The sequence below is a fragment of the Micromonospora sp. IBHARD004 genome (assembly GCF_052814115.1).
This window is the reverse complement of the sequence record NZ_CP199934.1, coordinates 948,115-967,917: the sequence shown is the minus strand read 5'-3', so window position 1 is coordinate 967,917 and position 19,803 is coordinate 948,115. Positions and strand designations below refer to the sequence as shown.

The following is a 19,803-nucleotide window of genomic DNA, read 5'->3' as shown; positions in this document are numbered from 1 at the left end:
CGGGTCAGCCCAGCTGGGCGACCAGGTCGTCGACGGAGGTGACCGGCCGGTCGCAGACGAAACCCCGGCAGACGTACGCGGTGGGCCTGCCGTTCAGCGCCGGCCGGTCGGCGAGCAGCGGCACGCCCGGCTGGTCGGTGCGGCCGGCCACCGTCACCGCGCCGGGCGGGGCGTACCGGTGCGCCGCGGCGACCAGCGGGTCATCGGCCGGGTCGTCGGTGACCACCGCGATCTCGTACGGCCCGGAGAGCAGCGCCTCGCCGACGGTGGCCGCGTAGCCGGTGAACCGGGCGTGCCGGCCGACGATCGGCGCGACGGTCGACAGGGCCGCCTCGGCGGCCTCCCGGTACCGCGCCTCCCCGCTCAGCGCCGAGTACGCCACCAGCGCCGCGACGACCGCCGACCGCCCGGACGGGGTGGCGTTGTCGGTCGGGTCGGCCGGCCGGGTGACCAGCCGCTCGGCGTCGTCGGCGGTGTCGAAGAACCCGCCGTCGGGCGCGGCGAACCGGGCCAACGCGACGTCGAGGAGCTGACCGGCCAGCTCCAGCCAGCGCCCCTCGCCGGTGAGCTGGTGCATGGCGCAGAACGCCTCGGCCACGCAGCCGTAGTCCTCCAGCACGCCGGCCGGCTCGCCGACCACCCCGTCCCGGGAGACCCGGCGCAGCCGCCCGTCCACGAGGTGCACCTTCGCCAGGTGCTCGGCGGCGTCCCGCATCGCACCGTCGGCGACGATGGCGACCCCGTCCATCAGGTTCGCGTCCTCGTCGTCGGGCGACGCGTAGACGGCGGCGACCTGGAGGAACTCGGCGATCGCGGTGATCGCCAGGCCGTTCCAGGCGGCCACCACCTTGTCGTCGCGAGCCGGCTGCGGGCGGGCGTCCCGGGCGGCCAGCAGCCGACCGACCACGCCCTGCCAGCGCGCGCGCACCGCCGGGTCGGCGTCGTCGACGTCCCGGGCCAGCCGCAGCACGCTCATCCCGTGCTCGAACGTGCCCTCCTCGGTGACCGCGAACAGGTCGGCGGCCCAGCGGCCGTCCTCCTCGCCGAGCGCCTCGACGAGCTGGGCCGGCGTCCAGGCGTAGGTCAGCCCCTCGACGCCCTCGGTGTCGGCGTCCAGGGCGGAGGCGAAGCCCTCCCCCGGCTTGTGCAGCTCGTCGGCGAGGAACCGGGCGGTGTCCCGGGCCACCCGCCGGGCCAGCCGGTCGCCGGTGAGCCGCCAGAGCTGGGTGTAGACCCGCAGCAGCAGCGCGTTGTCGTAGAGCATCTTCTCGAAGTGCGGCACGGTCCAGTGCGCGTCGACCGAGTAGCGGGCGAAACCGCCGGCGAGCTGGTCGTTGATGCCGCCACGGGCCATCGCCTCGCAGGTGTGCCGGACGATCTCCAGGCTCTGCGCGGAGCCGGTGCGCTGGTGGTGGCGGAGCAGGAAGAGCAGGTTCATGTGCGGCGGGAACTTCGGCGCCCCGCCGAACCCGCCGTTGGTCCGGTCGTACTCGGAGGCGAGCTGCTCGGCGGCGGCGTCGAGCAGTTCGGCGGTGAGCGGCGCGGTGAGGCCCCCGACGGCCTGAGCCCCGCCGATCGCCTCGACCACCGCGGCGCCCTGCTGGAGCACGGCCTCCCGCTGGTCCCGCCAGGCGGTGGCGACGGAGCCGAGCAGCCGGATGAAGTTCGCCCGGGGGAAGTAGGTGCCGCAGAAGAACGGCGTGCCGTCCGGCGTGGCGAAGACCGTCATCGGCCAGCCGCCCTGGCCGGTCATCGCCTGGGTGGCGGTCATGTAGACGGCGTCGACGTCCGGCCGCTCCTCCCGGTCCACCTTGATCGAGACGAAGTCGTCGTTCATGAGCTGGGCGACGCCCTCGTTCTCGAACGACTCGTGCGCCATCACGTGGCACCAGTGGCAGGCGGCGTACCCGACCGAGATGAGCACCGGGACGTCCCGCCGCTTCGCCTCGGCGAACGCCTCCTCGCACCAGGGCCACCAGTCGACCGGGTTGTCGGCGTGCTGGAGGAGGTAGGGCGAGGTGGCGTTGGCGAGTCGGTTCACCCGACGACCATATCCAGCGCACTCCGGTGACGCTGCCGGAGCGGACCGGTCGGCCGGGACCGCAGCCCCGGCCCGACCGGCTCCGGTCACTGGGTGAGCGTGACCGCCGAGGTGCCGCGCACGCCGCGCCGGGGCGGGGCCGGTGAGTCAGGAGGCGCCGTCGGCGCGGAGCGGGAAGACGTTGCCGGGGGCGGTGTCGAGCAGCGACCCGAGGACGGCGTTGATCTTGTCCGCCGGCATCGGCTTGAAGAAGTGGTAGCCCTGCGCGGCGGTGCAGCCCAGCTCGGCCAGGGCGGCCCGCTGCTCGGCGGTCTCCACCCCCTCGGCGACCACCCGCAGCCCCAGCTCATGGGCGAGCCCCACCGTGGTCCGAACGATCGCCGCCGCCTCCGGCGAGTCGGCCATCCGGATCACGAAGGAGCGGTCCACCTTCAGCTCGTCGACGGCGATCCGGGTGAGGAAGGTCAGCGACGAGAAGCCGGTGCCGAAGTCGTCGACGGCGAGCTGCACCCCCATCGACCGCAGCGTGGCGAGCACCTCGTCGATGACCTCCAGCTCGCTCATCACCACCGTCTCGGTGATCTCCAGGACCAGCCGGCGCGGCGGCACCTGGTGCCGGCGCAGCGCCTCGCCGATCTCCGCCGGCAGCCGGGGGTCGAGCAGGCTGCGCGCCGACAGGTTCACCGAGATCGGCAGGTCCAGCCCCTCGCGGGCCCAGCCGGCGGCGACCGCGAGGGCCTTGTCCAGCACGTACCGGGTGAAGGCGCCGAGCTGCTCGCTGTTCTCCACCGGGCGGATGAAGTCGGACGGGCCGAGCCAGCCGCGGCGCGGGTGCCGCCAGCGGATCAGCGCCTCCACCCCGGTCGGGGCGCCGGTGGCCAGGTCCACCGCCGGCTGCAGCGCCAGCACCAGCTGGTCGTCGGCCGCCAGCGCCTCCCGCAGCTCCGTGAGGAGCGCCAGGTGGTCGGTGCTCGCGGCGTCCCGGGTGCTGTCGTACGCGGCGACGCTGCCGCCGCCCTCCTTCGCCTGGTACATCGCGATGTCGGCGCGGCGCAGCAGCTCGGTCAGGTCGGCGGTGCCCGCGTCGGCGGCCACCACGCCCACCGAGACCTCGACGGACATCCGTACGCCCGCCACCTCGGTCGGCGCGGCGAGCCGCTCGGCGATCTCCCGGGCCCGCCGCAGCGCGTATGCCATCGGCGCGGCGCGGTCGCCGACCACCGGGACCGCGGTCAGCAACAGGGCGAACTCGTCCCCGCCGAGCCGGCCGAGCAGGTCACCGGGGCGGGCGAGGGCCGCCAGCCGGTCGGCGGTCAGCCGCAGCAGCTGGTCGCCGGCCGCGTGCCCGAGCGTGTCGTTGACCTCTTTGAAGTGGTTGATGTCGAGCAGCAGCAGCGCCACCGGGTGGTCGTGGGCGAGCTGGCGCAACGCCTGGTCGCCCTGGTCGAGCATGGCGGCCCGGTTGACCAGCCCGGTGAGCTGGTCGTGCACCGCCTCGTACGAGGAACGTGCGGTGACCAGCCGCAGCTCACGGTGCGTCGCGGCGTCGTGCAGGGCGGCGGCCAGGGCGTCGCCGAAGGCCGCGACGGCGTCCCGCTCCCGGGCGCTGGGCGGGGCCGACCGGGCGAAGTGGACCCGCAGCTCCCCCACCCCGACGCTGCCCACGGTCAGCGGTCGGACCAGCTCGTGTTCGGCCGGCTCGGTGCTTCCCGGCTGGTCCACCTCGCGGTCGCGCAGCTGGCCACCGAGGTCCGCCCGGTACCGCCACCACCGGCCGTCGCCCCGGGCGACGGTCACGTCGACCAGTTCCGCACCGAAGAGGGTGAGCGCGCCGGACACCGCGGCGGTCGCCACGCCCCGCTCGTCGAGCTGGTTGAGGGCGGCGGTCGCCTCCGCGAACGCCCGCCAGGTGCGCCGCTCCTGGTCGGCCCGGAGCCGGTGGCGGTACGTCTGCTGGAGCAGCCAGAGCGGCGGCGGGAGCAGCAGCAGCCAGCGGGCGTCGAGCTCCAGCAGGGTGACGACCACCAGGCCGACGGCCACGTTGCCGACGAACATCAGCAGCTTGCCGCGGAGCGCGGCGAGCAGCGGCGGTCCGATCGGGACGCCGTGCCGCAGCGCCAGGGTCGCCCCGCCGAGCCAGCCGGTGGTCAGCAGGTACGTCACCGAGCCGGCGATGAGCGCGAGGGCGAGCGCCGGGGTCGGCGCGGCGAGCAGGGGTCGACCCAGCGCGCTGGCGACGGCGACGGCGAGCGCGGTGGCGGCGGTGAGCGATCCGGTGATCCGGACGAGCTCCAGCGCCGGCCGGCGGTCGGTGAGCAGGGACATGGCCGTCCAGGCCGTCCCGGCGCCGAGCAGGGCCGCCGCCGGCAGCCAGCTGGCCGGTACGAGGTAGAGGCAGACGATGAGGGCGGCCTCGCCCCAGGTGATGCTCACCATCCCGGCGGCGGTCCGGAACCGGAGCCGGGCGAGCTGGGTGACGGCGAACGCGGCGACGGCGATGCCGAAGCGGGCCGGGGCCGGCAGCGGATCGTCCGGCGGGAGGGACACCGGGACGGTCAGGCCGACGACGGCGGCGACCAGTGCGGTGACCCCGACCGCGGCGGTCAGCAGGAGCACCTCGGTCGGCGTGCCGCGCAGGCCCAGCCGATCGGGGGGTTTGCCGTCCCGGCCCGAGGTCACGGACCCACCCCGTCCGCCGGCAGGCCGGGGGCACGGCGGGTGGCCGCTGCTCCGACGGTCATCGGCGCCCCCCTTCCGCGCACGGCTCGGGGACTTTCGGTCCCCCGGCGGAAGGCTAAGCCAAAGCCGGTGGTCGCAACAGGGGGCGACGACCGGCTTCGACGTGAATCATGCGTTGACTACCCGTTCCGGCGCTGCTGGGAGCCGTTGGGCGCGTCCGTGGTTGATTCCTGCGCCGCGGTCCCGTCTGTCGGATCGACGACTGTCCGGTCGGTCCGGCCGAGGTCCGCCGGACCGTCCTGCTGCGGGAACCGGTCGGGCAGGCGGCGCAGTCGGGCATTCATGTTGCGGATCAGCAGGATGGTGGCGGTGGCCAGCAGCACGATGAGGAAGAGGCCCATCGGCCCGGCCAGGCCACCCGTACGGGTGTCACCGAAGTTGTTCTCCGCGAGCACCTGGGCAGTGGTCAGCATGGCGTTCCTCCGATGTGCGGCTCGCGTCCAGCGTAGCCCTCCGCCGGATCAGCGGGCATGGCACGTCTCGCGGACCCCGGCGAAGAGGTCCGACTCGGGCAGCGGGCTGTCCACCAGCGAGCGGGCGAGCTGGTAGTCCTCGGTCGGCCAGGCGCGCTGCTGGAGCTCCATCGGGACGTGGAACCAGAAGCCGTCCGGGTCGATCTGGGTGGCGTGGGCGCGCAGGGCGTCGTCGCGGACCGGGAAGTATTCGGCGCACTCGACCCGGGTGGTGATCCGGGGGCCCTTGTCGGGACGATCCTCCCAGCGCTTGAGCCACTCCTCGTACGGCGACTCGAGGCCCGCGGCGAGCATGCCCTCGTGCAGCGCCATGATCTTGCCCTTGGAGAAGCCGATGTCGTAGTAGAGCTTCAGCGGCTGCCACGGCTCGCCCAGCTCCGGATGGCGGTCGGGGTCACCGGCCGCCTCGAAGGCGGCCACCGTCACCTTGTGGGTCATGATGTGGTCCGGGTGGGGGTAGCCACCCTCTTCGTCGTACGTGGTGACCACGTGCGGTCGGAACTGCCGCATCAGGCGCACCAGCGGCGCCGCCGCGACCTCCACGTCCTGGAGGGCGAAGCACCCCTCCGGCAGCGGCGGCAGCGGGTCGCCCTCGGGCAGCCCGGAGTCGACGAACCCGAGCCAGGCCTGCTCGATGCCGAGGATCGCGCGGGCTGCGTCCATCTCGGCGCGGCGGATGTCGGCGATGTTCGCCCAGACGTCCGGTCGGTCCATCTTCGGGTTGAGCACGCTGCCCCGCTCACCGCCCGTACAGGTCACGACCAGGACGTCCACCCCTTCGGCGACGTATTTCGCCGTGGTCGCGGCGCCCTTGCTCGACTCGTCGTCGGGATGGGCGTGCACGGCCATGAGACGCAGCTGCTCTGCCACCTTCGGCACTCCTCGTCTGTGCCCGTCGGGCGACCCGAACCCGGGTCACCCGGCTGACCTGCCGGAATCTCCCCCGCGCCCGGAGAATCCCCTGTGCTGACCTGTCCGCGTCACCGCCGACCTGCCATCCTTGGGTCAGCGCCGGGCTGGGAAGATGGACTCTGCCATTCTTGCCGATGCCGCCGACAACAACGCCAGGAGATACCCGCCGGTGAGCGAGACGCACGCCACAATCACTCCGGACTCGCCGGTTTTCCCGCCCGGTCGGTACGGTCGCCGCCGCGAACCGGGACGCCGCCGTCCGTTGCTCCCGGCGCTGCTGGCGGTCGTCCTGCTGGCGACCCTCGGCCTGGCGGCCAGCAAGCTCTACCGCCAGTACGGCGATCCCCGGTACGACGCCCAGGTGATCACCTACACGGAGATCACCGACTCCCAGGTGGTGGTCGACTTCCGGGTCACCGTGCCGGCGGGCGGCTCGGCGACCTGCGTGCTCCGGGCCCGGTCCTCCGACGGCGCCGAGGTGGGGCGCGCGGAAGTCACGGTGACCGCGCAGCCGGGTGAACGCCAGGTCGACGCCCGGCACCGGCTGGCCACCAGCGCCCGGCCGTTCATCGGCGAGGTGCTGCGCTGCCGCCCGGCCGCCTGACCTGCCGGCAGGCCGACAGCCGGTCCCCCGGGCCGGCACCCGGGGTGATCGGCGACACCTCGACGGGTTCCGCACTGGTAACTTGGTAGTTCATCTGTCAGCCAGTCCGCATCAACGAGGAGGACCGCCTGTGTCCACGAATGGCAACGAGGCGCCCGCCACCTGGCTGTCCCAGGACGCGTACGACCGCCTCCAGGCCGACCTCGACGAGCTGATCGCCAACCGTCCGGTGATCGCCGCCGAGATCAACGCGCGGCGCGAGGAGGGCGACCTCCGGGAGAACGGTGGCTACCACGCCGCCCGCGAGGAGCAGGGCAAGGCCGAGGGGCGCATCCTCTACCTCAAGGAGCTGCTCCGCACCGCCCAGGTCGGTGAGGCCCCGAGCGCCGACGCGGTGGCACCCGGCATGGTCGTGACGATCTACTTCGACGACGACACCGACGACACCGAGACGTTCCTGCTCGGCTCGCGGGAGATCTCGTCCAGCACCGACCTGACCGTCTACAGTCCCGAGTCCGCCCTCGGCAAGGCGATCCTGGGCGGCCGCGAGGGCCAGACCTGCACCTACACGGCCCCCAGCGGCGCCGACATCAAGGTGACCGTGGTCAAGTTCGAGCCCTTCTCCGGCTGACCGTCGTACCCGGACCCGCGCCGGCAGGCCCGGGCCCGACCCCCGACCGGGGCTGACAGGCCGGTCGGACCCGACTGCCGCACCGCCCCGGCCGTATCCCGGCCGGGGCGTTCGCGTCTCCGGCGCAAGGACCCGCCAACCCGGCGGCCGGTGGCGGGGGCGTCACGCCTCGGCGGCGAAGACCACCTGGTAGCCGCTGGCCCGCAGCGCGCTGATCAGCGTGTCGGAGTGCTCCACGCCCCGGGTCTCCACCGAGAGCGCCACCTCCACCTCGCCGAGGCGCAGGTGCGGATTGGCCCGCTGGTGCTCCACGTCGACCACGTTGGCCCGGTGCTCGGCGATCTCGCTGAGCAGCGAGGCGAGCTGGCCCGGCCGGTCCGAGCAGCGCACGGTGAACCGCAGGTACCGGCCGGCCGCCGCGAGGCCGTGCTCGATCACCCGCAGCATCAGCAGCGGGTCGATGTTGCCGCCGGAGAGCACGGCCACCACAGGCGCCTCCACCTCGACCACGCCGGCCAGCAACGCGGCCACCCCGACCGCGCCCGCCGGCTCCACCACCTGCTTGCCGCGCTCCAGCAGCATCAGCAGCGCACGGGAGATGTCCTCCTCGGAGACCGTGACGATCTCGTCGACCAGCTTGCGGACGTGGGTGAAGGTGAGGTCGCCGGGCCGGCCGACCGCGATGCCGTCGGCGATCGTCGAGAACGACGGCAGCCGCACCGGCTCGCCGGCCTTCAGCGAGGGCGGGAAGGCGGCGGCCGTCGCGGCCTGCACCCCGATCACCCGTACGTCCGGACGCAGCGCCTTGGCCGCCACCGCGATGCCGGAGATCAGCCCGCCACCGCCGACCCCGGTGACGATGGTCTTCACGTCGGGGCACTGTTCGAGGATCTCCAGCGCCACCGTGCCCTGCCCGGCGATCACGTCCGGGTGGTCGAACGGGTGGATCAGCACCGCCCCGGTCCGCTCGGCGAAGGTCTGCGCCGCGACCAGCGACTCGTCCACCGTGTTGCCGACCAGCTCGATCTTGGCGCCGTACCCCTTCGTGGCGGCCACCTTCGGCAGCGGCGCGTTCACCGGCATGAAGACGGTGGCGTGGGTGCCGACCAGGCCGGCGGCGAGCGCCACCCCCTGCGCGTGGTTGCCGGCGCTGGCGGCGACCACGCCGCGTTCCCGCTCCTCGACCGAGAGCCGGGAGATCCGCACGTACGCGCCGCGCACCTTGTACGACCCGGCGCGCTGCACGTTCTCGCACTTCAGCCAGGCCGGACCGCCGAGGGCGGCGCTGAGCGGCCGGGAGGGCTCCAGCGGGGTGGTACGGGTGACGCCGGCGAGCAGCTCCCGCGCGGCCTGTACGTCGGCGAGACCGACCAGTTCCGTCATGCCCCGATCGTGCCATCCGCCACCGGCGGCACCTGCGGCGACGGGCCGGTGACGAGCTGCGCCGGGTACGCCGGGGCAACCCCGGGCGGCGGGACCGGCGCACCGGGCGTGGGCCAGCCGGGGTGGCCGGGATAGCGGGTGCGCGCACACGCTAGACGATCATGCGGTGGCCGGCGACCCCGTGCCCACCCGCGGGTAGCCCGGGGCGTGCCGCTGCCAGGGGGCCTGCATCTCGAACTGGCCGGCGACACCGAGCAGCAGCAGCTCCGAGCCGGGCGGGCCGACCAGCTGCACGGCGACGGGCAGCCCGTCCGGCCGCCGGCCGACCGGCACCACGATGGCGGGCAGGCCGGCGATGTTCCACGGGGCGGCGTACGGGGCGTACCGGATGTTGGCCTTCATGTTCGCCACCCAGGAACGGCCCGACCAGCCGGCGGCCTCCGGCGGCGGGCCGGCCAGCGCCGGGGTGAGCAGCAGGTCGATCGAATGGTCGCCGAAGAAGCTCACCGAGCGCTCCCGCCAGGCGGCCCGGTCGGCCTCCCGGACGTACCCGCGCCGCTGCGCCCACTCGCCGAGTGCGACGTGCCGGCGGCTGCGCCGCTGCAGGTCCCGCCGCTCCACCCCGGCGGCCTGCACGTCGGCGGCCGCCGCGGCGAACCAGGTGGCGATCCCCTTGAGGCCGAGCGCGGTCGGGTAGACCGGGTCGGCCGGCACGGTGTCGTGCCCGGCGGCGGCGAGCAGCCGGCCTGCGGCGGCGACCGCGTCCCGGTTGGGCGCGTCCGGCGAGACGCCGCGGACCGGCGAGCGCAGCGAGACGCCGACCCGCAGCCGCGACGGCGGGACCAGCTTGTCGGGGCGGCGGCCGGCCAGCACCGAGAAGCCGACCACCGCGTCGGCGACCGTGCCGGTCAGCACGCCGTGCTCGGCGAGGCCGAACCAGTCGTCCGCGCCGAGCTGGTAGGGGATCACGCCGCGGCCGGGCTTGAGCCCGACCAGCCCGCAGCAGGCCGCCGGGATGCGGATCGACCCGAGGCCGTCGTTGCCGTGCGCCATCGGCACCAGGCCCGCGGCGACCGCGGCGGCCGCGCCGCCGGAGGAGCCGCCGGGGGTACGCCGCGGGTCCCACGGGTTGCGGGTCACCCCGGTCTCGTCGTCGGTGAGCGCCCAGAGGCCGAGTTCCGGCATCCGGGTCACCCCGAGGATCACCGCGCCCGCGCCGCGCAGCCGCCGGACCACCTCGTGGTCGGCCTCCGCCACGGCGGTCCGCACCGCCGCCGACCCGTTCCAGGTGGGCAGGCCGGCGACCGGGGTGTTCTCCTTGACCGCGACCGGCACCCCGGCCAGCGGGAGGTTCGCCAGGTCCTCCTGCTCGTCGACCTTCTCCGCCTCGGTGACCGCCTCCCCGCCGCGTACCGTGCGGAACGCGGCGAGGTCGGCGTCGGCCCGGGCGATGTGGTCCAGGTGGTCGGCGACGACCTGGGTGGCGGAGACGTCGCCCCGGCGTACGCCCCGGGCGATCTGCTTGGCGGTCGCCCCCACCCAGGTCGGCATGATGTCCTGCACGGCCACCCTCCCCAGCGGTCAGCCCAGCGCCTGCTCCAGATCGGCGAGCAGGTCGTCGACCGTCTCGATGCCGACAGACAGTCGCACGAGATCGCCGGGAACTTCAAGCGGCGAGCCGGCAGCACTTGCGTGTGTCATCCGGCCCGGGTGCTCGATCAGGGATTCCACGCCGCCGAGCGACTCGGCGAGCACGAAGAGCTTCGCTCGGTTGCAGATCTCCACCGCGTGCTCCTCGCCGCCCGCGGCGCGGAACGAGATCATGCCGCCGAACCGGCGCATCTGCTTGGCGGCCACCTCGTGGCCCGGGTGCGACGGCAGGCCCGGGTAGATGACCTGGCCGACCTTCGCGTGCCCGTCCAGGTAGGCCGCGATCCGCTCGGCGTTGTCGCAGTGCCGGTCCATCCGTACGCCGAGGGTCTTGATGCCGCGCAGGGTGAGCCAGGCGTCGAACGGGCCGTTGATCGCGCCCATCGCGTTCTGGTGGTAGCGCAGCCCGTCGCCGAGCCCGGCGTCGGCGGCGATCAGCGCGCCACCGACCACGTCGGAGTGGCCGCCGATGTACTTCGTGGTGGAGTGGACCACCACGTCCGCGCCGAGCGCGATCGGCTGCTGGAGGTACGGCGAGGCGAAGGTGTTGTCGACCACCAGCAGCACGTTGGCGTCGTGCGCGACGGCGGCGAGGGTGGCGATGTCGGCGATGCCGAGCAGCGGGTTGGTCGGCGTCTCCACCCAGATGATCCGGGTGGTGCCGGGGCGGATCGCGGCCCGCACCGCGTCCGGGTCGGAGACCCGGGCCGGCGTGAAGTCCAGTCCCCAGCGCTCGGCGACCTTGGCGAAGAGCCGGTACGTGCCGCCGTACGCGTCGTCCGGGATCACCACGTGGTCGCCCGGCTTGCAGACGGTGCGCAGCAGGGTGTCCTCGGCGGCCAGGCCGCTGGCGAAGGCGAGCCCGACGGGCCCGCCCTCCAACGCGGCCAGGCACTCCTGGAGCGCGTCGCGGGTGGGGTTGCCGGAACGGCTGTATTCGTAGCCCTGACGGGGCGCCCCGACGGCGTCCTGGGCATAGGTGCTGGTCTGGTAGATCGGTGGGATCACCGCGCCGGTGCGGGCCTCCGGGTCCTGGCCGGCGTGGATGGCGAGCGTCTCAAAGCCGTGACTCATTCCCGAGACGTTAGTCCGCCGGTGCGCCCGCCCGGGCGGAACCCGCCCGGCGCCACGTCGCCGGTCGCCCGCGCGGTCCGTCGCGGTCGCTACAAACCTGATGACGCAGATGACTCACCCCGCCACGCAACCGACGCCGGCCTGGGCCCGGACTGAAGCATCACCCTGACTCATTCTCGTCATCAGCTTCGTAGCGCATCACGAGGTCACCCCCGGCCCACCGCACGGCCGCGCCGGGAGGGCGGTCGCACGGCGCCGGTAATAGCCTGGCGCGATGAGTGGGTGCGTGTTCTGCGGGATCGTGGCGGGCGAGGTGCCCGCGTTCACCGTCGCGGACGAGCCGGACGGGGTGGCGTTCCTGGACACCCGGCCGGTGTTCAAGGGGCACGTGCTGGTGGTTCCGCGGGCCCACCTGGTCACCCTGACCGACCTGCCGGCGGAGGCGCTGGCCGGCTACTTCGGCCTCGTGCAGCGGTTGGCCCTGGCGGTGGAGACAGGTCTGGGGGCCGGTGGGACGTTCGTGGCGATGAACAACAAGGTGTCCCAGTCCGTGCCGCACCTGCACGCCCACGTGGTTCCCCGGACCAAGGGGGACGGCCTGCGCGGCTTCTTCTGGCCCCGGACCCGCTACACCGACGACCCGGAGGCCCGGGAGTACGCCGGCCGGATCGCCGCCGCCGCCACCGGACATGCTCATCATCGTGACGGACTCCTGACGCCTCGTGATCGGCCGCTGGGCGGGTAAGGAAGCGGGGCCTGGTGGCGTTGCAGCCTGGGAGAGGTACGAGAGGAGTCCCACCGTGTTCCTTCGCCGTATGAAGGCCGAGCTGCCCACCCCCGACCAGGCCCTGCCGGGTCGCCCGATCGCGATGCCGATCGGTGACCGGCACGAGGTGCTCCCGTCCTCGCTGAAGGGCCCGTTCCCCGAGGGCTCGCAGGTCGCCGTCTTCGGAATGGGCTGTTTCTGGGGCGCCGAGCGACTGTTCTGGACCCTGCCGGGTGTGATCACCACGTCGGCCGGTTACGCGGGTGGCGTCACCCCGAACCCGACCTACGAGGAGGTCTGCTCGGGGATGACCGGGCACGTCGAGGCGGTCCAGGTGGTCTACGACCCCACCAAGATCAGCTACGCGGACCTGCTCAAGGTCTTCTGGGAGAACCACGACCCGACCCAGGGCATGCGCCAGGGCAACGACGTCGGCACGCAGTACCGGTCGGCGATCTACACCACCACCGAGGACCAGCTCGCCACCGCGCAGGCGTCCCGGGACGCGTTCGCGCCGATCGTGGCGCGGGCCGGGAAGGGTGAGATCACCACGGAGATCGCCCCGCTCGGCGACTACTACTTCGCCGAGGACTACCACCAGCAGTACCTGGCGCCCACGAAGAACCCGAACGGGTACTGCAACCACGGCCCCAACGGGCTGAGCTGCCCGGTCGGCGTGGCGCGTACCGCCGGCTGACCGACCTGATGTCCGTTTCCGGGCCTGCGGTGTTTGTCACACCGCAGGCCCGGCTCCATTCGGGCACCCGGCCGACGGCCGGCAGGAACGTCGGCGCTGGCAGCGCCCCGAAAACGAGTGGCGCGCATTCTAGCAATACGTAACTCCACGGACATCAGCTCAACGGGCGAGGTGCGGCCACCTCTGGCAGCATTGCCTGCCATGTGCGGACTGGCTGGGGAGTTCCGTCGTGACGGCTCGCGTGCCGACGTCGCGGCGGTGGAGCGGATGGCGGCCACGATGAGTGACCGGGGACCGGACGACAGCGGGGTGTGGTCCCAGGGCCCGACGGCCCTCGGCCACCGCCGCCTGAAGATCATCGACCTCTCCGCGGCGAGCGGCCAGCCGCTGGTCGACGCCGCCTCGGGCCTGACCGGCGTCTTCAACGGGTGCATCTACAACTACCGCGAGCTGCGCCAGGAGTTGCAGGCCAAGGGCCACCGCTTCTTCTCCGCCGGCGACAGCGAGGTCGTGGTCAAGGCGTACGCCGAGTGGGGGCTCGACTTCGTCGACCACCTGATCGGCATGTTCGCCGTCGCGATCAGCGAGCGGGACACCGGCCGCCTCGTCCTGGCCCGGGACCGGCTCGGCATCAAGCCGCTCTACCTGGCCGAGACCCCGGGCGTGGTGCGCTTCGCCAGCACCCTGCCGGCGCTGCTGGCCGGGGGCGGAATCGACACCTCGATCGACCCGGTGGCGCTCGCCCACTACCTGAGCTTCCACAGCATCGTGCCGCCGCCGCGGACCATCCTGCGCGGCGTCGCCAAGCTGCCCCCGGCCACCGTCCGGGTCTACGAGCCCGACGGCTCCACCCGCGAGCGGGTCTACTGGGACCCGGCGTTCACCCGCGCCGCCGAGCGGGCCGACTGGTCCGAGCGGGACTGGCAGGACGCGCTGCTGGAGTCGCTGACCACCGCGGTGCGCCGCCGGATGGTCGCCGACGTGCCGGTCGGCGTGCTGCTCTCCGGCGGGCTCGACTCCAGCCTGGTGGTCGCCCTGCTCGCCGGGGAGGGGCAGTCCGGGCTGGCCACCTTCTCCATCGGCTTCGACGCGGTCGGCGGCCGGGAGGGCGACGAGTTCGTCTACTCCGACCTGGTCGCGAAGACCTTCGGCACCGACCACCACCAGATCAAGGTGCCCACCGGCGACCTGCTGCCGCCGCTGGAGGCCGCCGTCGCGGCCATGAGCGAGCCGATGGTCAGCCACGACTGCGTGGCGTTCTGGCTGCTCAGCCAGGAGGTCGCCCGGCACGTCAAGGTGGTCCAGTCCGGCCAGGGCGCGGACGAGATCCTGGGCGGCTACCACTGGTACCCGCCGCTCGCCGGCGTCGACCGGGAGCAGGCGCTGGAGACGTACGCGAAGGCGTTCTTCGACCGGGACGCGGCCGGGCTGGCGCGGGTGCTCAACCCGGCGTGGCTCGCCGACGGCGACCCGGCGCGGGAGTTCGTCGCCGGGCACCTGGGCCGGCCGGGCGCGCAGGCCGCGGTCGACGCCGGCCTGCGGATCGACACCCAGGTCATGCTGACCGACGACCCGGTGAAGCGGGTCGACAACATGACCATGGCGCACGGGCTGGAGGCCCGGGTGCCCTTCCTCGACCACGAGTTCGTGGAGCTGGCGGCGAGCTGCCCGCCGGAGCTGAAACTGGCCCAGGGCGGCAAGGGCGTGCTGAAGGAGATCGGCCGCCGGCTCCTCCCGCACGAGGTGATCGACCGGCCCAAGGGCTACTTCCCGGTGCCGGGCCTCACCCACCTGGAGGGCAAGCTCCTCGACCGGGTACGCGACGCCCTCTCCGCGCCCGAGGCCCGCCGTCGCGACCTGTTCCGCGCCGACCACGTCGACGCGCTGCTCGCCGACCCGAACGCCGAACTGACCCCGTTGAACGGAAACCAGCTGTGGCAACTGGGACTCCTGGAAATGTGGCTCCAGAGCCACGGAATCGACTGACCGTGACCGACACCCTCGCCATCGGCACGGCGCGTATCGACCGGGAACGGGTGCTCGGCCACCGCCGCGAGCGGACCGGTCCGGGCGGCGACCCGGTCGCCCCGGGCGCGCCCGAGCCCGCGCGGCAGCCCACCGACCCGGCCGGCATGGTGCTGGACTGCGGCTGGGGCCGGCTGGTCTTCGGCCAGACCTTCACCGACCAGGCCGCCGTCGCCGACGTGCTGCGCTCCGAGGCGGCCGGCGCCCGGGACATCTGCATCTACCTGCGCGACCCGCACGTGCTGGTCTCCCGGCTGCCGGACGAGCTGTTCATCGACCCGTCGCTGACCTACCGGCTGCCGTTGGGCGACCGGCGGCCGGCCGCCACCGACTCCGGCGGGGAGATCCCGGGCCTGGTGATCCGTCCGCTGCGCGACGCCGCGGACGCCGACGCGGTGAACCGGATCTACGCCCGTAACGGCATGGTCACCGCACCGGTCGAGGTGCTGGTCGACAACGCCGGCACCGACCGGTTCCTGCACCTGGTCGGCGAGGCGCCCACCGGCGAGATCGTCGGCACCATCACCGGCGTCGACCACGTGGCGGTCTTCGCCGACCCGGAGAACGGTGCCAGCCTCTGGTGCCTGACGGTGGACTTCAACCACGCGCCGCCCGGCACCGGCCAGGCGCTGCTGTCGGAGCTGGCCGACCGGCTCGACGAGCGGGGGCGGGCCTTCGTGGACCTCTCGGTGCTCGCCGAGAACTCGGGGGCGATCCGGCTCTACGAGCGGCTCGGCTTCCACCGCACCGGCACGCTCTGCGTGAAGCGGAAGAACCCGATCAACGAGCGGCTCTTCCTGCCCGCCACCCCGGAGGGGTACGACGAGCTCAACCCGTACGCGAAGATCGTCGCCGACGAGGCGATGCGGCGCGGCATCCGGGTGGAGGTCACCGACCCGCGCTGGGGCGAGCTGAAGCTGACCAACGGCGGCCGAACCATCCACACCCGGGAGTCGCTCTCCGAGCTGACCTCGGCGGTGGCGATGAGCCGCTGCGACGACAAGCGGGTCACCCGGCGGATCCTCACCGAGGCCGGGCTGTCGGTGCCGCGCGGCCGGACCGCCACCGGCGAGCCGGACGACCTGGCCTTCCTGGCGGACGTCGGTCCGGTCGTGGTCAAGCCGGCCCGCGGCGAGCAGGGCAACGGCATCACCGTCGGCGTCCGGACCGCCGAGGCGCTCACCGCCGCGGCCGAGCTGGCCCGGCGGTTCTGCCCGGACGTGCTGATCGAGGAGCTGCGCGCCGGCGAGGACCTGCGGGTCATCGTCATCGACCACGAGGTGGTGGCGGCCGCGGTCCGCCGCCCCGCCCAGATCACCGGGGACGGGGTGCACGACGTCACCGAGCTGATCGAGCGGCAGAGCCGGCGCCGGGCCGCCGCCACCGGCGGCGAGTCGCGCATCCCGATCGACGACATGACCCGCGAGGTGGTGGCGGCGGCCGGCCACCGGATGCACGACGTGCTCCCCGAGGGCCAGCTGCTCGCGGTACGCCGGACCGCCAACCTGCACACCGGCGGCACCATCCACGACGTCACCGCCGAGCTGCACCCGGCCATCGCCGAGGCGTGCGTGGCGGCCAGCCGGGCGCTGGGCATCCCGGTCACCGGGCTGGACCTGCTGGTGCCCGCCCCGGACCGGCCGGAGCACGTCTTCATCGAGGCGAACGAGCGGCCCGGCCTGGCCAACCACGAGCCGCAGCCGACCGCCGAGCGCTTCGTGGACCTGCTCTTCCCCGGCACCCGGGCGCCGCAGCGGCTCTGGTCGCCGGCCGGGGCGGGGGGTGCCGCGTGAGTCCGAAACCGCTGGAGCTCGACCTCGACTACCTCCGCCAGGTGCTGGTGGAGCTGCTGGAGATCCCCAGCCCGTCGGGGCGTACCGACCACATCCAGCAGTACGTCGGCGAGCGGCTCTCCGCGCTCGGCGTCTCCTCCACGCTGACCCGGCGCGGCGCACTGAGCGCCAGCCTGCCGGGGCCACGGGATACCGGCGCCGACCGGGCGATCGTGGTGCACACCGACACGATCGGCGGCATGGTGAAGCGGCTGAAGGAGAACGGCCGGCTGGAGCTGAAGACCATCGGCACGCACAGCGCCCGGTTCGCGGAGGGCGCCCACGTGCGGATCTTCACCGACGACCTGGACCGGGTGATCACCGGCCAGGTGCTCCCCCTGAAGGCGAGCGGGCACCGCTACAACGACGACGTCGACCTGCAGGGCGTCGGCTGGGAGCACGTCGAGGTCCGGGTCGACGAGCCGGTCGAGGACATCGCCGGGCTGCGGGCGCTCGGCATCGACGCCGGCGACTTCGTCGCGTTCCTGCCCAACCCGATGGTCACCCCCGGTGGGTACGTGAAGTCCCGGCACCTGGACGACAAGGCCGGCGTGGCGGCGGTGCTCACCGCGTTCAAGGCGATGGTCGACGCCGGGATCACCCCGGCGGTCACCGCGCACCTGCTGGTCACGGTCACCGAGGAGATCGGCCACGGGGCCAGCCACGGCCTGGACCCGGACGTCGCGGAGATCGTCTCGGTGGACGCCGCGGTGGTCGCCCCCGGGCAGCAGTCCCGGGAGGACGCGGCGACCCTGGCGATGGGCGACGGGGTGGGTCCGTTCGACTACCACCTGACCCGCAACCTGGCCGCCATCGCCAGGGAGCACGGCGTCGACCTGGTCCGGGACGTCTTCGACTACTACCGCTCGGACGTGGCGGCGGCGGTCGAGGCGGGCGCGCACGCCCGGGTGGCGCTGCTCGGCTTCGGCGTCGACGCCACCCACGGCCATGAGCGCACCCACCTGGAGGGGCTGCGCCACCTCACCCAGCTGCTCTGCCTCTACCTGCAGAGCGACCTGGTCTTCCCCGAGTGGGACGCCGAGCCGGAGGGCGACCTGGCCGACTTCCCGTCGCTCGCCGTCCAGCCGGCCTCCCCGGAGGGCCCCCGCGAGGGCCCGATCGGCCTCGACTGACCCGCCGGGGCCGTCGGGCATTCCGTCCGCGCCTGTGATCGAAATCCGTTGGCGGGGGCGCCGAGGAGTCGATAGCGTGGGCGGTACACGGGAAAGGAGGTGGTCCAGACTTGTATAGCAATCGGACTCGTGAGGTGGCTGTCCGCTAGCCGCTGTCCTCGACAGTGAAATCTCGTCCGCCGCGAGGCGGGCAAATGCACCATCGTCGAGACCGTGTGGCAGCGGTGCGGCGAAACCACGACAGCCACCCGACCCCCGGGGTGCCGGCCCAGTCCAGCCGGCCCGCGCGCGAGCGCGGAAGCCCCGGGGGTCGCTTCATGTCCGGCGGAGCCGGACCGGTCACTCAGCCGCCGGAGGTCAGGACCGTGTCGATGCGCGAGCTGGCGGTGCTCGGGACGGCCAGTCAGGCGCCCACCCGGTACCGCAACCACAACGGCTACCTGCTGCGCTGGGACGACGAGGTGCTCCTCTTCGACCCGGGCGAGGGCAGCCAGCGGCAGATGCTGCACACCGGGATCTCCGCCACCGACCTCACCCGGATCTGCGTCACCCACTTCCACGGCGACCACTGCCTGGGGCTGCCCGGCATGATCCAGCGGCTCTCCCTGGACCGGGTGCCGCACCCGGTGACCGTGCACTTCCCGGCCGGCGGCGCCGAGTACTTCGCCCGGCTGCGCCACGCCAGCTCCTTCTACGAGACCGCCGAGCTGCGCGTCGAGCCGATCGACGCCGACGGGCAGCGGATCACGCTGGGCATCGGCACGCTGGAGGCCCGCCGGCTGCGGCACCCGATCGAGACGTACGGCTACCGGCTGGTCGAGCCGGACGGCTGCCGGATGCTGCCGGAGAAGCTGTCCGCGTACGGCGTCGCGGGTCCGGCGGTCGGCGAGCTGCAGCGCGTCGGCCACCTCGACCTGGACGGTCGCCGCGTCACCCGGGACGAGGTGAGCGTGACCCGCCCGGGGCAGCGGTTCGCCTTCGTGATGGACACCGGGCTCTGCGACGAGGTGTACGCCCTCGCCGAGCACGCCGACCTGCTGGTCATCGAGTCGACCTTCCTGGAGTCGGAGGCCGCGCTCGCCGCCGAGGTCGGCCACCTCACCGCGGCGCAGGCCGCGCGGGTGGCGGCCGAGTCGGGGGTACGCACGCTGCTGCTCACCCACTTCTCCCAGCGGTACGCCGACCCGCGCCGCTTCGCCGACGAGGCCCGCGAGCACTTCGCCGGGGACCTGGTCGTCGCCGAGGACCTGATGACCGTGCCGGTCCCGCCCCGGCGGGTAGCCTCGGCCGGGTGACGGTCACCCTCCGCCCCGCCACCGCGGCCGACCTGATGCCCGTGGGCGCCCTGCACCAGCGGTCGCGGGTCGCGGCGTACTCGTCGTTCCTGCCGGCGGAGGCGCTGGCCGACCCGACGCCGGAGGCGATGGGGGGGTACTGGGTGGAGCGGTGGACCTGGGAGCGGGACGACCACCGGATGACCGTCGCCGAGCGCGGCGGCCGGCTGGTCGGCTTCAGCTACCTGGGCCCGGACGACGAGGACGACCCGGCGACCGGCCTGCTCAACGCGATCCACCTGGAACCGGACGAGCGCGGCCGGGGCACCGGTCGCGCGCTGATGGTCGACGCCCTGGCCGCCATGCGGGCGCGCGGCTGGTCCCGGGCGGTGCTCTGGGTGCTCCGGGAGAACACCCGGGCCCGCGCCTTCTACGAACGCGGCGGCTGGACGCCCACCGGCGCGCGGCGCGACGAGCACATCGGCGCCACCCTCGTCCCCCAACTACGGTACGAACGCCCGCTCTGATCGCCTCAAGCGTCCCGACCGGTTCCCGGCCGCCGTTCGCTC

At 73.6% G+C, this 19,803-nt stretch carries 16 protein-coding genes; 9 read left to right on the top strand and 7 right to left on the bottom strand.

Annotation, left to right across the window (positions count from 1 at the left end):
• Nucleotides 1-4: 4 nt before the first annotated feature.
• From ACTWO6_RS04805 to mca, 4 genes are all read right to left on the bottom strand, one after another.
• The gene (locus ACTWO6_RS04805) at nucleotides 5-2,041 is read right to left on the bottom strand and encodes a thioredoxin domain-containing protein (RefSeq protein ID WP_446218429.1); all 2,037 of its coding nucleotides are present in this window, start codon (nucleotides 2,039-2,041) and stop codon (nucleotides 5-7) included.
• 147 nt (nucleotides 2,042-2,188) lie between these two features.
• Complete coding sequence (locus ACTWO6_RS04800; RefSeq protein ID WP_446220561.1) at nucleotides 2,189-4,684, bottom strand: putative bifunctional diguanylate cyclase/phosphodiesterase; 2,496 nt, start codon at nucleotides 4,682-4,684, stop codon at nucleotides 2,189-2,191.
• A 215-nt stretch (nucleotides 4,685-4,899) separates the two neighbouring features.
• Nucleotides 4,900-5,193: a hypothetical protein gene (locus ACTWO6_RS04795; protein ID WP_446218428.1), complete on the bottom strand. Its 294-nt coding sequence runs from the start codon at nucleotides 5,191-5,193 to the stop codon at nucleotides 4,900-4,902.
• A 48-nt stretch (nucleotides 5,194-5,241) separates the two neighbouring features.
• Nucleotides 5,242-6,123, bottom strand: a complete 882-nt coding sequence (gene mca, locus ACTWO6_RS04790; protein ID WP_446218427.1) for a mycothiol conjugate amidase Mca — start codon at nucleotides 6,121-6,123, stop codon at nucleotides 5,242-5,244.
• A 211-nt stretch (nucleotides 6,124-6,334) separates the two neighbouring features.
• On the opposite strand from mca, the gene ACTWO6_RS04785 reads away from it, so the two are divergent.
• Together ACTWO6_RS04785 and greA are read left to right on the top strand one after the other, a co-directional pair.
• Nucleotides 6,335-6,769 (top strand): DUF4307 domain-containing protein, encoded by a 435-nt coding sequence (locus ACTWO6_RS04785; RefSeq protein WP_446218426.1) that lies wholly within the window; start codon nucleotides 6,335-6,337, stop codon nucleotides 6,767-6,769.
• Nucleotides 6,770-6,899: 130 nt separating this feature from the next.
• On the top strand, nucleotides 6,900-7,400 hold the full coding sequence (gene greA / locus ACTWO6_RS04780; protein ID WP_446218425.1) for a transcription elongation factor GreA: 501 nt from the start codon (nucleotides 6,900-6,902) through the stop codon (nucleotides 7,398-7,400).
• A gap of 162 nt (nucleotides 7,401-7,562) precedes the next feature.
• On the opposite strand, the gene ilvA is transcribed toward greA, so the two are convergent.
• The 3 genes from ilvA to ACTWO6_RS04765 all read right to left on the bottom strand — a co-directional run bounded on the left by ilvA (nucleotide 7,563) and on the right by ACTWO6_RS04765 (nucleotide 11,507).
• Nucleotides 7,563-8,783: a threonine ammonia-lyase gene (gene ilvA / locus ACTWO6_RS04775; protein WP_446218424.1), complete on the bottom strand. Its 1,221-nt coding sequence runs from the start codon at nucleotides 8,781-8,783 to the stop codon at nucleotides 7,563-7,565.
• Between the two features lie 159 nt (nucleotides 8,784-8,942).
• Entirely contained in the window at nucleotides 8,943-10,352 is a 1,410-nt protein-coding gene (locus tag ACTWO6_RS04770) for an amidase (protein ID WP_446218423.1), read from the bottom strand.
• Nucleotides 10,353-10,364: 12 nt separating this feature from the next.
• Entirely contained in the window at nucleotides 10,365-11,507 is a 1,143-nt protein-coding gene (locus ACTWO6_RS04765) for a cystathionine gamma-synthase (protein WP_446218422.1), read from the bottom strand.
• A gap of 274 nt (nucleotides 11,508-11,781) precedes the next feature.
• On the opposite strand from ACTWO6_RS04765, the gene ACTWO6_RS04760 reads away from it, so the two are divergent.
• The 7 genes from ACTWO6_RS04760 (at nucleotide 11,782) to ACTWO6_RS04730 (ending at nucleotide 19,761) form a co-directional block, all read left to right on the top strand.
• Nucleotides 11,782-12,252: an HIT family protein gene (locus tag ACTWO6_RS04760; protein ID WP_446218421.1), complete on the top strand. Its 471-nt coding sequence runs from the start codon at nucleotides 11,782-11,784 to the stop codon at nucleotides 12,250-12,252.
• Between the two features lie 55 nt (nucleotides 12,253-12,307).
• Complete coding sequence (gene msrA, locus ACTWO6_RS04755) at nucleotides 12,308-12,970, top strand: peptide-methionine (S)-S-oxide reductase MsrA (RefSeq protein ID WP_446218420.1); 663 nt, start codon at nucleotides 12,308-12,310, stop codon at nucleotides 12,968-12,970.
• A gap of 201 nt (nucleotides 12,971-13,171) precedes the next feature.
• Nucleotides 13,172-14,956 carry an N-acetylglutaminylglutamine amidotransferase gene (locus ACTWO6_RS04750; RefSeq protein WP_446218419.1) on the top strand — a complete coding sequence of 595 codons (1,785 nt, stop codon included), beginning with the start codon at nucleotides 13,172-13,174 and terminating at the stop codon, nucleotides 14,954-14,956.
• A 2-nt stretch (nucleotides 14,957-14,958) separates the two neighbouring features.
• Nucleotides 14,959-16,788 carry an N-acetylglutaminylglutamine synthetase gene (gene ngg, locus ACTWO6_RS04745; protein ID WP_446218418.1) on the top strand — a complete coding sequence of 610 codons (1,830 nt, stop codon included), beginning with the start codon at nucleotides 14,959-14,961 and terminating at the stop codon, nucleotides 16,786-16,788.
• The gene (locus ACTWO6_RS04740; protein WP_446218417.1) at nucleotides 16,785-17,960 is read left to right on the top strand and encodes an osmoprotectant NAGGN system M42 family peptidase; all 1,176 of its coding nucleotides are present in this window, start codon (nucleotides 16,785-16,787) and stop codon (nucleotides 17,958-17,960) included. The genes ngg and ACTWO6_RS04740 overlap by 4 nt, the downstream gene beginning before the upstream one ends.
• 365 nt (nucleotides 17,961-18,325) lie before the next feature.
• Nucleotides 18,326-19,255 (top strand): ribonuclease Z, encoded by a 930-nt coding sequence (locus tag ACTWO6_RS04735; protein WP_446218416.1) that lies wholly within the window; start codon nucleotides 18,326-18,328, stop codon nucleotides 19,253-19,255.
• Nucleotides 19,252-19,761 (top strand): N-acetyltransferase family protein, encoded by a 510-nt coding sequence (locus ACTWO6_RS04730; protein ID WP_446218415.1) that lies wholly within the window; start codon nucleotides 19,252-19,254, stop codon nucleotides 19,759-19,761. The genes ACTWO6_RS04735 and ACTWO6_RS04730 overlap by 4 nt, the downstream gene beginning before the upstream one ends.
• Nucleotides 19,762-19,803: the final 42 nt, after the last annotated feature.

Bases quoted from the DNA above. Each gene is read 5' to 3' on its own strand.
- ilvA (WP_446218424.1), bottom strand. From the start codon at position 8,783: ATGACGGAACTGGTCGGTCTCGCCGACGTACAGGCCGCGCGGGAGCTG.
- ACTWO6_RS04750 (WP_446218419.1), top strand. From the start codon at position 13,172: ATGTGCGGACTGGCTGGGGAGTTCCGTCGTGACGGCTCGCGTGCCGAC.
- ACTWO6_RS04795 (WP_446218428.1), bottom strand. From the start codon at position 5,193: ATGCTGACCACTGCCCAGGTGCTCGCGGAGAACAACTTCGGTGACACC.
- ACTWO6_RS04760 (WP_446218421.1), top strand. From the start codon at position 11,782: ATGAGTGGGTGCGTGTTCTGCGGGATCGTGGCGGGCGAGGTGCCCGCG.
- ACTWO6_RS04765 (WP_446218422.1), bottom strand. From the start codon at position 11,507: ATGAGTCACGGCTTTGAGACGCTCGCCATCCACGCCGGCCAGGACCCG.